Source organism: Tropicibacter alexandrii (assembly GCF_003667315.2).
Classification (GTDB): Bacteria; Pseudomonadota; Alphaproteobacteria; order Rhodobacterales; family Rhodobacteraceae; genus Tropicibacter; species Tropicibacter alexandrii.
Genome location: NZ_RCTZ02000027.1, coordinates 54,378 through 68,422 on the forward strand (window position 1 = coordinate 54,378; position 14,045 = coordinate 68,422).

14 protein-coding genes are annotated in these 14,045 nt (G+C 65.1%); 6 read left to right on the plus strand and 8 right to left on the minus strand.

Annotated elements, in window-relative coordinates; genetic code table 11:
• Positions 1-50 precede the first annotated feature (50 nt).
• The 7 genes from D8Z78_RS22130 to D8Z78_RS22160 all read right to left on the minus strand — a co-directional run bounded on the left by D8Z78_RS22130 (position 51) and on the right by D8Z78_RS22160 (position 9,107).
• Positions 51-974, minus strand: a complete 924-nt coding sequence (locus D8Z78_RS22130; RefSeq protein ID WP_121630485.1) for an electron transfer flavoprotein subunit alpha/FixB family protein — start codon at positions 972-974, stop codon at positions 51-53.
• Positions 974-1,732 carry an electron transfer flavoprotein subunit beta/FixA family protein gene (locus D8Z78_RS22135; protein WP_121630486.1) on the minus strand — a complete coding sequence of 253 codons (759 nt, stop codon included), beginning with the start codon at positions 1,730-1,732 and terminating at the stop codon, positions 974-976. The genes D8Z78_RS22130 and D8Z78_RS22135 overlap by 1 nt, the downstream gene beginning before the upstream one ends.
• Before the next feature lie 192 nt (positions 1,733-1,924).
• Positions 1,925-3,052, minus strand: coding sequence for a M48 family metallopeptidase (locus D8Z78_RS22140; RefSeq protein ID WP_164933065.1), 1,128 nt, complete (start codon positions 3,050-3,052; stop codon positions 1,925-1,927).
• Positions 3,052-4,269: a DUF898 family protein gene (locus D8Z78_RS22145; RefSeq protein WP_121630488.1), complete on the minus strand. Its 1,218-nt coding sequence runs from the start codon at positions 4,267-4,269 to the stop codon at positions 3,052-3,054. Before D8Z78_RS22145 ends, D8Z78_RS22140 begins: the two co-directional genes overlap by 1 nt.
• Before the next feature lie 75 nt (positions 4,270-4,344).
• Positions 4,345-5,460, minus strand: coding sequence for a M48 family metallopeptidase (locus tag D8Z78_RS22150; RefSeq protein WP_121630489.1), 1,116 nt, complete (start codon positions 5,458-5,460; stop codon positions 4,345-4,347).
• Entirely contained in the window at positions 5,457-6,638 is a 1,182-nt protein-coding gene (locus D8Z78_RS22155) for a DUF898 domain-containing protein (protein ID WP_240672219.1), read from the minus strand. The genes D8Z78_RS22150 and D8Z78_RS22155 overlap by 4 nt, the downstream gene beginning before the upstream one ends.
• 54 nt (positions 6,639-6,692) lie before the next feature.
• Complete coding sequence (locus D8Z78_RS22160; RefSeq protein WP_121630490.1) at positions 6,693-9,107, minus strand: DNA topoisomerase IV subunit A; 2,415 nt, start codon at positions 9,105-9,107, stop codon at positions 6,693-6,695.
• Positions 9,108-9,272: 165 nt separating this feature from the next.
• On the opposite strand from D8Z78_RS22160, the gene D8Z78_RS22165 reads away from it, so the two are divergent.
• The 4 genes from D8Z78_RS22165 to D8Z78_RS22180 are packed head-to-tail and all read left to right on the plus strand — an operon-like array spanning position 9,273 to position 11,539.
• Positions 9,273-9,833, plus strand: a complete 561-nt coding sequence (locus D8Z78_RS22165; RefSeq protein WP_164933066.1) for an SH3 domain-containing protein — start codon at positions 9,273-9,275, stop codon at positions 9,831-9,833.
• A 39-nt stretch (positions 9,834-9,872) separates the two neighbouring features.
• Positions 9,873-10,700, plus strand: coding sequence for an SDR family NAD(P)-dependent oxidoreductase (locus D8Z78_RS22170; protein WP_121630492.1), 828 nt, complete (start codon positions 9,873-9,875; stop codon positions 10,698-10,700).
• 59 nt (positions 10,701-10,759) lie between these two features.
• A complete protein-coding gene (locus tag D8Z78_RS22175; protein WP_121630493.1) occupies positions 10,760-10,963 on the plus strand; it encodes a twin transmembrane helix small protein in 204 nt (67 codons plus the stop codon).
• A 3-nt stretch (positions 10,964-10,966) separates the two neighbouring features.
• On the plus strand, positions 10,967-11,539 hold the full coding sequence (locus D8Z78_RS22180) for a cob(I)yrinic acid a,c-diamide adenosyltransferase (RefSeq protein ID WP_121630494.1): 573 nt from the start codon (positions 10,967-10,969) through the stop codon (positions 11,537-11,539).
• 134 nt (positions 11,540-11,673) lie between these two features.
• Here the strand turns inward: D8Z78_RS22180 and D8Z78_RS22185 are convergent, their stop codons facing one another.
• Entirely contained in the window at positions 11,674-13,029 is a 1,356-nt protein-coding gene (locus D8Z78_RS22185; RefSeq protein ID WP_164933067.1) for a cytochrome P450, read from the minus strand.
• A 125-nt stretch (positions 13,030-13,154) separates the two neighbouring features.
• On the opposite strand from D8Z78_RS22185, the gene D8Z78_RS22190 reads away from it, so the two are divergent.
• Together D8Z78_RS22190 and D8Z78_RS22195 are read left to right on the plus strand one after the other, a co-directional pair.
• Complete coding sequence (locus D8Z78_RS22190; protein WP_128910892.1) at positions 13,155-13,724, plus strand: hypothetical protein; 570 nt, start codon at positions 13,155-13,157, stop codon at positions 13,722-13,724.
• Positions 13,725-13,863: 139 nt separating this feature from the next.
• Positions 13,864-14,045, plus strand: a 182-nt coding sequence (locus D8Z78_RS22195) for a GTP-binding protein (protein ID WP_240672223.1), incomplete at its 3' end; no start/stop codon positions are given.

Sequence of the window (14,045 nt, forward strand, 5' to 3'; positions counted from 1 at the left end):
CCTTTTGGCGAGCCTTTCCCGGTTTCGACCCAAGTCAGATGACCCGGCGTTCAGAGCTTTTCGGTCAGTTCCGGAACGGCAGAGAACAGGTCCGCGACGAGGCCATAATCGGCAACCTGGAAAATCGGCGCCTCTTCGTCCTTGTTGATCGCGACGATCACCTTGCTGTCCTTCATGCCGGCAAGGTGCTGGATCGCACCGGAGATGCCGACCGCAACGTACAGGTCCGGCGCCACGACCTTGCCGGTCTGGCCAACCTGCCAGTCGTTCGGCGCAAAGCCCGAATCGACCGCCGCGCGGGACGCGCCAACAGCCGCGCCCAGCTTGTCCGCCAGCGCCTCGATGATCTTGAAGTCCTCTTCCGAACCCACGCCGCGCCCGCCGGACACGACGATGCCAGCCGAGGTCAGCTCGGGGCGGTCGGAGGCCGCAACCTTGTCTTCGACCCAGGACGACAGGTCCGAGGAGGCGCCGCCGATGGTCTCGATCGCTGCCGAGCCACCGGTGCCCGCCGCGTCGAAGGTCGAGGTCCGGAAGGAGATGACCTTCTTGCCGTCCGAGGATTTCACCGTTTGCACGGCGTTGCCCGCGTAGATCGGGCGCTCGAACGTGTCGGCGTCGACCACGGCGGTGACATCGGTCAGAACCATCACGTCCAGCAGGGCCGCCACGCGGGGCAGCACGTTCTTCGCATCGGTCGTCGCGGGCGCGACGATGTGCGAATAGTCACCGGCCAGACCCACGATCAGGTCGGCGGTCGCCTCGGCGAGACGGTGCGACAGGCCCGCATCCTCGGCAACCAGCACCTTGGCCACGCCTTCGATGGTGGCGGCTTCCTTGGCGGCGTCAGAGGCAGAGCCCCCGGCGCACAGCACGGTCACGTCGCCCAAGGCCTTGGCCGCGGTCACGGCCTTGGCCGTCGCGTCCATCGACAGGGCGCCATCATTCACTTCTGCAAGGAGAAGAACAGCCATCACACAGCCCCCGCTTCTTTCAGTTTCGCAATCAGCTCGTCGACCGAACCCACCTTGATGCCGGCGGCGCGTTCCGCCGGTTCCGAGGTCTTGACCACTTCGAGGCGCGGGGTGACGTCGACGCCGTAATCGGCGGCGGTTTTTTCATCCAGCGGCTTCTTCTTGGCCTTCATGATGTTGGGCAGCGACGCATAGCGCGGCTCGTTCAGGCGCAGGTCGACGGTCACGACGGCGGGCATCTTGACCGAAATGGTCTGCAGACCGCCATCGACTTCACGGGTGACCTTGGCGCTGTCGCCGTCGATCTCGACATCCGAGGCAAAGGTCGCCTGCGACCAGCCCAGCAGCGCCGACAGCATCTGGCCGGTGGCGTTCATGTCGTTGTCGATCGCCTGCTTGCCCGCAAGGATCAGGCCCGGCTCTTCCTCTTTTGCCACGGCGGCGAGGATCTTGGCCACGGCCAGCGGTTCGATGTCCTGATGCACGTCATCGGCGGCCACGACGAGGATCGCGCGGTCGGCCCCCATGGCCAGCGCGGTGCGCAGGGTTTCCTGTGCCTGCTTGACGCCGATCGAGACGGCGACGACCTCGGTCGCGGTGCCGGCTTCCTTGAGGCGGATGGCTTCTTCGACGGCGATTTCGTCGAACGGGTTCATCGACATCTTGACGTTGGCGAGATCGACACCGCTCCCGTCCGCCTTCACGCGGACCTTCACGTTGTAGTCGATCACGCGTTTGACAGGTACCAGTACCTTCATGCGTGTCTCTCCTCGTTGGTGCGGGGACGGTCCCGCAGGATTCCTCAGAATGGGGTGTAGCGCGGCGATGCGGGGCGAAACAGGGCAAAATCGTCACGTTAGCGCCAACCAACGTCGCGTTTTTTTGCAAGGCGCGGCGGTGCGCGCGATTCGTCGTGAAAATTCGGGGCGTCGCGTGGCGAGGATCGCCGCCTAGTCGCAGATCGCCTTGAGCGCCTTCCATTCCTCCGGTGTCAGGATCGGGCGCGTCCCGGACTGGCCCGCGGCAAAGGCCTCGGCCCGGGCGGCGCGTTCACGGGTCACGGGGTGGGTGGACAGGTAGCCGGGCAGCCCGGCGGATTTGCCTTCCATTTTCTCCAATTCCTCGAAGAAGCGGGCAAACCCGCTGGCATCGACATTGGCATTCTCCAGCATCGTCAGGGCAAACTCATCCGCCGTCGCCTCTGCCTCGCGCGTGTAGGAGGCGGACAGCACCTGTTCGCCGATGATCGCCACCGCCGCACCACCGGTGAAGTCGCCCAGCACCATGGTCAAAAGCCCCGCAGAGCCCGCCGCGCGCAGGGTGTTGCGGGTGGCGTCGCGGTTTTCCACATGCGCCAGTTCATGGGCCAGCACGCCCGCGACCTCTTCGGCGCTGCGCGCCTTGTCCAAGAGGCCACGCAGGATCACGACCTGCCCGCCGGGCGCGGCAAAGGCGTTGACCATGCGGTGATCGAAGACCTGCAAGCTGATCTCGTAATTCATCTCGCGGCTGTCGGTCAGCCGGGTCAGCATCTTGTTCAGAGCGGCCTTGCCCTCGGGGTTGTCACAGACCAGCGCGCCGACGCGCTTGCCGCCCAGAAACCGCTCCATCTGGCGGGTGACGGATTGGCCAAAGGCCACCTCGCGCTCGATCGGGATGATCCGGGCGAGCGTGTCGGCCATGGCGGGCAGGATCACGAACAGCATCAGCAGCACCGCCGCGACCGAGCCTGCGGCCCATTTCGCCAGCTTGGGCAAGGTGCCCTTGTGCAGATCCCGCCGGAACAGGCCGGGCCGGGTGCGGTGCAGCCAGGCGATCAGCTCGGGGTCGTGAATGACCAGCCGGGCCGGGTCGCGCGGGGCCTCGTCGTCGGTGTGCATATGCCGCGTCAGCGTCAGGCGCGACGCGTCCGAGGTGTCCGACAAGGCGCGCAGATCGGCCAGCGGCCAGCGCAGCGGCTCGGGCAGGCTGTCGCCCGCGATCTGCAACGCCTGTCGGTCGTCACTGAGGGCGACACGAACCTCGTGCCGCCCCGCTGTCAGCCCGTCAAAGAATTGGGCTGGCGTTCCGTCCGTCATCAGATCGCGCCACCGATATCGAGCGCATCGGCAAAGCCTTCGGCATCGACGCCGGTCTCGGACTCGCGCTGGCGGATGGCGTTCAGCGCCTCGGGGTTGCCGATTGTGATCGTCTCGATGAAATGGGCAAGGATCGGCTGGGTGATCATCGACAGACCCAGCGCCTGCACCAGCGTCAGCACGACGACGTATCCGGCAATCGCCAACAGGCCGATCCCGATCATGCTGCCGATGCTGGCGCCGCTGCCGATCGCTGCGGTCAGACCGCCAACCACCACGCCAAGGATGGCAAAGGCGATACCGGCGAGGATACCGATGGCGAGGCCACCGATGATGTAGGTCTTGATGACCTCACCGGTGCGCGGCTGTGCGTCGAAGGTAATGCCGCCCGCCAGAACCTTGTGGCTGGTCAGATAGGCAAAGCTGCGCACTTGATAGTAGATGAACCCGACGAAGATCCAGATATAGCCGACGATCCCGGCGATGATCGCCAGAGCCGGAATATCGAGCGCGCCGCAGATACCGGCCAGCACCAAGAGGCCGATGCCGATCAGCACATGCTTGAGCGCGGGGTAAAGCCCGGTCCACTTGCCGCCCTGCTGGAACCTCGCGTCGCCGTAATGGCTGCGGTCGGTCATGTATTTTTCCAGCTTGAAGCTCATCAACGGGGCGAGGATGCCGAGCGTCACAAGCGTCACAAGCGTCAGCAGGCCATAGCCGATGGCGCGGAAAGCATAGCCCCAAGCCCCCTTGTCCATGCCGAACCGGATGCCCCGCCAGCGGGTGCGCGCCATCTTGTAGCGCCGCGCGCGGTACAGCGCATAAAGCAGGAACGGCAGCACGGCGAAGAACGAGATGTAGAAGGCGGCGAGGAACCGCACGGTGGACATCGGGTCGAACGGGTCGGGCTGGTCCAGCATCGACAGGCCGAGATAGAACAGCACCATCTGGATCACGCCCAGATAGACGGCGAGAAAGACGATGGCGATCAGGAAGCCGAGGAATTTCTCAAGCCCGGTGCCGGTATATTCGAACGCATCGCCGCCCGCGCTGGTCGAGGACCAGATGAACTTGCGGATGCGCGTCTTTTGCCAGAACCGGTAGATCCCCAACGTGGCAAAGGTCAGCAGGCCGGTCTTGAACCCAAGCTTGAATATGGCCGAGCCGTCCTTGGTGTAATGCACCGGCATGCTGGCCGAAGGCGTTGAAATGTCCATGAAAATAACCTTTGCAAGTCTGACGTTAGTTAGCGGCAAAGATGCGACGTTTCGCGGCCGGTGTAAAGTCGGGTATTACTGGCTCGTGGTGGCCGAGGCAGATGGCTGCGGGCGGGCACCGCCACCGCAGATCGCCTGTAGCGCCTGCCAGTCCCGCGCCGACAAAAGGGGCGCGCCACGGTCGGCGCCGACCCCAGCGGCGCGGGCGGCGGCGATGCGGTCGCCCAGCTTGGGATGCGCTTGGAAATGCGCGACGAAGCCTTCGGCCTCGCCTCCCAGTTTTCGGAACCGTTCGAACATGTCCGCCAACGCCTCGGGGGGCAGACCGGCGCCGCGCATCAGGTCGATGGCATAGCGGTCGGCGGCGGCCTCGGCTTTTTGGCTGTATTGCGCCTCGATCAGGCGTTCGGTCAGGAACAGGACGACGGCGCCCCCGGCAAAATCGCCGAACAGCAGGCCCAGCACCCCGATCGACCCGGCAGAGCGCAGCGCGTTGCGGGTCGGATCGCGGCTGACCACATGGCCGATTTCATGGGCCAGCACGGCGGCCACCTCTTCGGGGGTTTCGGCAGCTTCGATCAACCCGCGAAACAACACGACCTGCCCGCCGGGCAGGGCAAAGGCATTGACCAGCGGATGATCCAGCACGTGCAGGTCGATCCGGGTATGCAGCTGTGCCCCGTCGGTCAGCCGCGCTGCCATCTTGTCCAGCGCGGCGCGGCCTTGGCTTTCGGTGCAAAAGCCGATGGGGGAGACGCCGGTTTCGTCCATCGCCTCGCGGATCTGGGTCAGGGTGACTTCGCCAAGCGCCTGCTCGCCTTCGGGCGGGATGTAAGCCGCCAGCTGGTCGGCCATGGTCGGCACCAGCACGAAGACGATCAGCAGCACCGACAGAATGGCGGCGACGGCCATGCCCGCCAGTCGCTTGCGATTGGCGACGGGCGCGCGGCGGTGGGCGTGGGGCAGGTGGGCCAGCCATGCGCGGTCGCGCAGGATCAGCCGTTGCAGCGGATCGCCCCTCAGGCGCAGGATCAGCAGATCGCCCCCGGCGATGTCGGGCAGGACGCGGATCTCGTCGAGCGGCCAGTGCAGGCCCGCGCCGGTGATCGCCCCGGCTTCGGCGTCGAGCCAAAGCTCGACCTCGCGGGCCGCGCCGGTGGTGCCGTCGAGATGCGTGGCCGTGGCTCTCATAGCGATGCCCCCACATCCAGCGCCTCAGCAAAGCCTTCAGCCTGCGTGGTCTCATCGCGCGGGCGCTGGCGCAATTGGTCGAGGTCTTCGGCACTGTCGATCACCAGCGCCTCGGCGTAGTGACGCCAGATCGGTAGGGTGACAAAGGCGTGTCGCAGCGCACCCCAGACAAGGAAAATCGCGAAATAGCTCATCGCGGTCAGCGCCAGCAACAGCCATGTCGCCGGGTCGCGCAAAAGTTGCGGCGCGTTCTCAAGGCCCAGTTGCACCAGCGTTTCCGTCGATTGCAGTTGCAGGAACAGCCCCAGCATGAAGAGCGCAGGGATGGAGGCGCCGAGGCCCGCGATCAGGTTGCCCGAAAGGGTGATCCACAAGACCCGCAACGGCCGGGCGTTCAGGGTCAGGGTCACGTTGCCGAACTGCTTGGTCGCAGTCAGGCGGCGCAGGCTGTCGACCCGGTAATAGACGAGGCCATAGATGGCGGTCAGGCCGGTGGCAGCTGACAGGACGATGATCGACACGATGTCGCCCATGCCGATGGCGATTAGGGTCAGGACCATCGGCACGAGGGTCGCCCACAGCCAGACGGTGGAGCGGTACAGCATCAGCCAGCGCCCGCCTTGGGTGAACCTGCGGTCCCCGAACCATGTGCGGTTCGTCCGGTATTTCTCCAGCTGAAAGGTCATGAGCGGCCAGAGCAGGCCTGCGCTGAGGATCGTCAGGGCCCAATACAGCAAGGCGCGAAAGGCATAGCCCCAAGCGCCCGGTGCCAGCCCGAACCGGAGTCCGCGCCAACGGGTGCGGGCGAGGATATAGCGCCGCGCGCGGTAGCGGGCGTAGAACCAGACGGGGATCACCCCGATGAAGGACAGCAGGTAGGCGGCGTAATTGCCCTGGAACAGCGAGAAGCTGACGAACATCAGCGCGAGGTTCACCACACCGATGTAGAAGGCGAGGATCACGACGGCGATGAGAAAGCCCAAGAGTTTCTCGAACGGGTCACCGACATAGTCGAGCGGCAGGCCACCGGGGCGGATGGCGGACCAGTACCAGCGGCGCAGGCGGGTCTTTTGCCAGAAGCGATAGAGGCCAAGCGTCAGGACACTGTAAAGCCCGGTGCGAAAGGCCAGCCACAGCAGGGGCAGGCGGCGTCCGGCAAATGTAGTGGTCAGGCTCAAGCGCGATGTCCCTCAAGTAGGATGGGTGATCACCCATCCTACCCAAGTTACGCTTCAATTGAACTTGTTGTCGCGGGGAAAGCCGCGCGGCGCCATGCGGCCACTGCCGGCGCGCTTGCCCTGCCATTCGGACAGGTCCGGCTCGGTGCGGGTGCGGCCTGCCGGATCGCGCCAGCTCAGCCCCTCGGACAGGGTGAAGGTGCGCGCATCCGACAGCCCGCCATCCTTGTATTTCTGCAACCGCACGCCCTTGCCGCGGCCCATCTCCGGCAGTTCGTCCAGACCGAAGACCAGCATCTTGCGGTTCTCGCCCACCACGGCCACCGCATCGCCGCTGACCTTCTTGCAGACCAACGCCTTGGCCGGGGCCTTGACGTTCAGCACCTGCTTGCCCGACCGCGTCTGCGCCACGACCTCGGTCTCGGCGACGATGAAGCCGTCGCCCGCATCGGACGCGACCAGCAGCTTGCCCTCGGGGCTGTGGATGAACAGGTCGACGATTTCGACATCGTTGGGCAGGTCCACCATCAGCCGCAGTGGCTCGCCCATGCCGCGCCCGCCGGGCAGGTTGGCGGCGGACAACGTGTAAAACCGCCCGTTCGACCCGTAGACCAGCAGTTTGTCCGTGGTTTCCGCGTGGAAGATGAAGCGCGGCCCGTCGCCGTCCTTGAACTTCAATTCGCGGTCCAGCGCGATATGGCCGGTCATGGCCCGGATCCAGCCCATTTGGCTACAGACCACGGTGATCGGCTCGCGCTCGATCATCGCCTCCAGCGGGACCTCCTCGGCCTCCGTCGCCTCGGCGAAGGTGGTCAGGCGCATCCCGCGCGGGTGGTCCTTGCCAAAGACCTTGCGGACCTCGCGCAGTTGCTCGGCGATGCGGGACCATTGCTGATCCTCGTTTTCCAGCAGGTCGACCAGCCCGGCGCGTTCCTCCATCAGGCGGTCACGCTCGCCCACCAGTTCCAGTTCCTCAAGGCGGCGCAAGCTGCGCAGGCGCATGTTGAGGATCGCCTCGGCCTGCACATCCGACAGGCCCTCCTCGCGGCCCGCATAGCGGCGCGGGATCTTTTGCTCCTCGTCGGCCAGCCAGTCGGGCACGATGGCGTCGGGATCGTCCTGAAGGGTCAGCGCCTTGGTATCCACCCCCACCAGCGGCGAGACATAGTCGCGTTCATCCATCGCGCGCGGGATGCCCGCCTGATGCGACGTGGACCAATCCTCGTACATCAGGGCCATCTTGGGATCGTCGTCATAGCGGATGATGTCGATCACCCGGTCGAGGTTCAAAAAGGCGATGATCAGCCCTTCGAGCACCTCCAGCCGGTTGTCGATCTTGGCCATGCGGTGGCGCGCGCGGCGGATCAGCACGTCACGGCGGAAATCGAGGAAAGCCCGCAGCACCTCTTTGAGCGAGCAGACCTTGGGCGTAACCCCGTCGATCAGCACGTTCATGTTCAGCGAGAACCGGATTTCGAGGTCCGAGTTGCGGAACAGGGTGCCCATCAGCACCTCTGGGTCGACATTCTTGGTCTTGGGTTCAAGGATCAGGCGCACGTCCTCGGCGCTTTCGTCACGCACATCGGCGAGGATCGGCACCTTTTTCGTCTGAATCAGCTCGGCGATGCGCTCGACCAGCTTGGATTTCTGCACCTGATAGGGGATTTCGGTGACGACGGCCTGCCACATGCCGCGCCCCAGATCCTCGACCCCCCAGCGCGCCCGTAGCCGGATCGAGCCGCGCCCGGTCCGGTAGGCCTGCGCGATGTTCTCGGCCGGTTCGACGATCACGCCGCCCGTGGGGAAATCCGGCCCCGGCACGTATTGCAGCAGCGTGTCATCCACCGCATTGGGCGACTTGATCAGATGCAGGCAGGCGTTGATGAGTTCCGAGATATTGTGCGGCGGGATGTTCGTCGCCATGCCCACCGCGATGCCGCTGGACCCATTGGCCAGCAGGTTCGGATAGGAAGCGGGCAGAACCGACGGCTCCATCAAGCGGCCATCGTAGTTGGGGCGGAAGTCGACGGCGTTCTCGTCCAGCCCGTCCAGCAGGGCCTCGGACATGATCGTCATGCGCGCCTCGGTGTAGCGCGAGGCCGCCGGGTTGTCGCCGTCGATATTGCCGAAATTGCCCTGACCGTCGACCAGCGGATAGCGAATCGTGAAGTCCTGCGCCAATCGCGCCATGGCGTCATAGATCGCCGCGTCGCCGTGGGGGTGGAAATCCCCCATCGTGTCGCCGCTGATCTTGGCCGATTTCAGGAAGCCCCCCGAGGAACTTAACCGCAGCCTGCGCATTGCATACAGGATGCGACGATGCACGGGCTTCAACCCGTCCCGCGCATCGGGCAGCGCCCGGTGCATGATCGTGGACAGCGCATAGGTCAGGTAACGCTCGCCGATGGCTCGGCTCAGCGTCTCACTGAGATTGCGCGAAGGGTCGGTGTCATGGGTGTCGTCGCTCATGCTCGCGGTGATACCGTTGCCTTTCGGTACCGGCAAGCGCGGCGTTGGGAAATCTTCCCGGGATTCTTCTTCGTCAGGCGAAGGGAATCGGCTATTCGTTTAACCTCGCGTGGTCGTGCTGCTGTCGTCCACGTGGCTTGGGGTCAAGATTTGGGGGGTAGGCACATGATCCGTGTCTCTGTGCTGACATTCGGTTTTCTGGCTTTCGCGTGGTACGAGATGTCCGGCGGGTCGAACTTCGTCGCGGGCGAGAACGGGGTAGAGCTGCTGGCCAGCTACACGCCCCCGGTCGAGTCGGTCGCCGATCGCACCTTGGTCGCCCGCGCCGATATCAGCCCCGCCCTCAACGAGCTTGTGCCGCCCGCGCCGCGCGTCCAGACCGTTCTGCAACCGGCTGCGGCCCCTGCCACTGCGCGCCCGCAACCCGAGCCGGAGAAGATCGAGCAGGTGTTCTTCGAGGATCCCGAATCGGTCGCGCCGGAGGTCGAGCCTGTGGCGCAGCCTGCCGTCGCCGTGGCCTCTTCGATCGACTACCGGGCGGTGAACGGCTCTGCCGTGAACCTGCGCACCGGCCCCGGCACCAGCTATGGCATCGTCACGCAGCTTTTGCGGGATGAGCAGGTCGAGGTGATGGACGAGACCGGCGATGGCTGGGTCAAGCTTCGCGCGGTCGATGGCAACGAGGTCGGCTGGATGTCGGCGGATTTCCTGACCCGCCTGCAATAACCGCTTGGCTGCGGGGCGCGGCTGGCATAGGCCGCGTGCATGACCAGAACGCTTCTGATTACAGGTTGCTCCTCGGGCATCGGGCATGACGCCGCGCATGGCTTGCGTGCGCGCGGCTGGCGCGTGTTCGCGGCGTGCCGACAAGAGGCCGATTGCGAGCGCCTGCGCCACGCAGGCTTCGAAAGTCCGCGCATCGATTACACCGATCCCGAAAGCATCGAGACCGGTCTGGCGCAGGTGCTGGACGCGACGGGCGGCACGCTGGACGCGCTGTTCAACAACGGTGCCCACGCGATCCCCGGCGCGGCCGAGGACCTGCCCCCGGCAGCGCTGCGCGCGATTTTCGAGGCAAATGTCTTTGGCTGGCACGACCTGACGACGCGGGTGATTCCGGTGATGCGGGCGCAAGGGCATGGCCGCGTGGTCAATCACTCGTCGGTGCTTGGGCTGGTGTCTGCGCCATGGCGCGCGGCCTATAATGCGACCAAATACGCCACCGAGGCGATGACCGACACGTTCCGGGTCGAGATGCGTGGCACCGGCATCCATTTCATCGCCATGAACACCGGGCCGGTCACATCGAAGATCCGCGTCAACGCGATCCCGCATTTCGAGCGCTGGATCGATTGGGAAAACTCGGCCCGCGCCGATCAGTACCGGGCGAAGCTGTTGAAGCGCCTGTATGAATCCAGCGGCAAGGACAGGTTCGAACTGCCACCCTCGGCGGTGACGGCAAAACTGGTCCACGCATTGGAAAGCCCGCGCCCGCGCCCACGCTATTTCGTGACCACGCCGACTTACCTGATGGGCGCGGCGCGGCGCGTCCTTCCGACGCGGGCGCTGGATTGGTTGCTGGCCAAGGGATAAGGCTGTTCGCTTTTCCGTGGCAACCGGCTATGTCGCACAGCAAAGCTTAGGAGGCTTGCATGGCCAAGGACCCGCTGTTTATCGTCGTCGCCGCCGCAATGATCTTTGTGGTGCTGATCCTGCTGTTCGGAATCGGCAGCTTTGCCAAGGGCGGCGAGTTCAACAAGAAATATGCCAACAAGGCGATGCGCTGGCGCATCGGCGCGCAGCTGGCAGCTGTGCTGCTGATTCTCGCATTCGTCTGGATCCGGGGGAAGATGTAACCGATGGTCGTTCTGAACAAGATCTACACGCGCACCGGCGATGCAGGCGAAACCGCGCTGGGCGACATGAGCCGGGTCAAGAAATACGATCCGCGCGTCGAGGCCTATGGCACGGCGGATGAGCTGAACTGCATCGTCGGGCTTGCGCGCCTGCATGCGACGGGCGAGATGGATGCGCAATTGGCGGCCATCCAGAACGACCTCTTCGATCTGGGCGCGGATTTGTGCCGCCCGAACATGGATCAGGACGACGAGGCGGGTTACCCGGTGCTGCGGATGGTCGAAAGCCAGATCGACCGGCTTGAGCGCGAGATCGACGCGATGAACGCGCGTCTCGAGCCGCTGCGCAGTTTCATCCTGCCGGGCGGGTCTGCCTTGTCGGCGCAGTTGCACCAGTGCCGGACCGTGGCGCGGCGCGCCGAGCGCCGTTCGGTCGAGCTGGCCTCGGTGCAGGACGTGAACGCCATCGCGGTGCGCTACCTGAACCGACTGTCCGACTGGTTCTTCGTCGCGGCGCGGATCGCCAACGATGACGGCAAGGCGGACGTGCTCTGGGTGCCGGGCGCCCATCGCTGAGGCCGGGTGCAAGGCGCTTCGAAGCGCCTTGGGTCAAGCGCTTTCGAAAGCGCTTGACGGCGCAGACCCCGATGGATGGCGCTGTCGGTAGAGTGCGGCGTTCAAGCGCCTTCGAAGGCGCTTGCCCCGCCAGATCAGAGCGGTTCGGCCTCCAGCCAGACGCCGCCCTGAGGCCGCAAGGTCAGGATCATCACCGGCTCCGGATCGCGTCCCTTGACCGCGTGAAACCGGAAGTTCGCCAACAACGTCGCAAGGATGATCACCGCCTCTTGAATGGCGAAGGACGCGCCGATACAGATGCGCGGCCCGTCGCCGAACGGCAGATAGCTGTACCGGTCAGGTTTGGTCCCGGCCCAACGGTCCGGCCGGAAGGCATCCGGCGCGTCCCACAGCAATTCGTTCCGATGCAGCGCATAGATCGGCAGGATCACCGTATCGCCCCTGCGAATCTCGCGCCCGCACAGCTCATCCGGCCCGCGGGCAGTGCGAGACACCATGCCCGCTGGCGGGTACAGCCGCAGCGCCTCGTCGACGATCTGCCGGATGAACGGCAGCTTCGCCACATCCTCGCCCGTCGCCACGCCATTCACGACCGACAGCACTTCGTCGCGCGCGCGCTCCTGGACCTCCGGATCGAAGGCCATCAGGTACAGCGACCATGCCAGCGTCAGGGCGGTCGTCTCGTGCCCGGCCACGATGAATGTCAGCAGGTTGTCGCGCAGTTCCGACACGCTCATCTTGCGCTTTGTCTCGGGGTCTTCGCCCGCCAGCAGCAGGTCCAGAAGGTCCGGCACGCCGTCCTGCGTCCGCTCGGCCCGCGCCTCGATCGCCGTGTCGGCGACACGCTTCATCTCGACCACGCCCCCCGCCCCGAAGGCGCGTCCGGGGCGCGGCACCCAATCGGGCATGCCCAGCAGGTCAAACAGCGAGATCTTCCCCGCCTCGGAGATATAGGCGTCGATGGCCTTGTGTACCCCGTCGCGGTCAAAGGCCCTGTCGCCGGAAAATGTCACGTCCGAAATCACGTCGAAGGTGACCGTCACCATCTCGGCGAGGAAATCCACCGCGCGCGGCCCGGCCTGCGCGATGCGCGCCACGGATCGCTCGGCGGCGGCGCTCATGACCGGTGCAAGGTTCATCACGTTGCGGTGCGAGAATACCGGCGCGGCGGCCCGGCGTTGCCAGCGCCAATGCGCGCCCTCGGCGATGAACAGCGATTCGCCGATGGCTGGTTTCAGCAGGTTTTTGGTGACCAGAGATTTCGGATAATTGTCGAGGTTCTCCAGCAGGATCCGCCGGTTCGCGCCCGGGTCCATGACCATGTGCCAGCGCCGCCCGGTGCGCCCCGACACCATGGGCTGCTTGACGGCGATCTGGGGGATGATCGACAGGATGTTGCGACGCGAGGCCTGCAAACTGCCCCAGAATCCCATGGGCTGCGTCACCAGAGGCACCTTCACCGGCACCTGCGCGTCGATCTGCTTGTCCATCCGGGTCATCGCATCCTCCTGCGTTGGACTAACGATAGCCCAACAGGGGGCCGGGTCCATGGGGCAAAGATTGCACCTGCACGCTGCCTGCGGTATGGCGGATGAAACCTTTCGAGGGGATGAGAATGAAGAGACTTTTCGCCGCTTTCGCCTTGGTGGCCGCCCTTGGCGCCTGCACCGAGGCCACGCAGGATCTGGCCGGGCCGACCCAGCCGCTGGGCAACTTCAAGCTGGGCCATGCCGAAGTGGTGGCGCCCAACCTCCAGCAATTGCTGGTCTCGCGCGAAGCGACGGCCGAGGAATGGACCACGGTCGTGGATTCGGCGCTGGAACGCCGCTTCCGCCGGTTCGAAGGGGACCAGTTCTACCACCTCGGGGTCAGCGTCGAGGCCTACTCGCTGCCGCCGCCCGTGGTGCCCGGCAAATCCGCGCTGGCGATCCGCGTGACGGTTTGGGACGACGAGACCCAGACCAAGCTGAACAAGGAAACCGAACTGTTCCACACCATTCAGGTGTTCGAGTCGCGCCTTGGCCTGACCCGCGAACAACAGATGCAGCGGCTCGCCGAAACCTCCGCCAAGCAGGTCGAGGACTGGATGCGAAAGATGCAGGCCGAAAAGGGCTGGTTCGGTGGCAATGACCCGCAACCGGTGGGGCCTGCGCCCGCCGAGGCGGCCGAAGCCACGGTGCAATGACGGCTGACGGGCCGCAATCGCGCGTCCCCTTCAGAATCCGCCAACCAATCGCTTGATTTTCCCCGCGTGACTGGATAGACGGCGCGCGATGCAATCCCGGGCTCGGGTCAGGGCCCTTCAACTGTGAGGCGTCTGAAAGATGGCAAAGCAAAAGTTTGAACGCGGCAAGCCGCACTGCAACATCGGCACGATCGGTCACGTTGACCACGGCAAGACCACGCTGACGGCGGCGATCACCAAGTACTTCGGTGACTTCAAGGCGTATGACCAGATCGACGGCGCGCCCGAAGAGAAGGCCCGCGGCATCACCATCTCGACCGC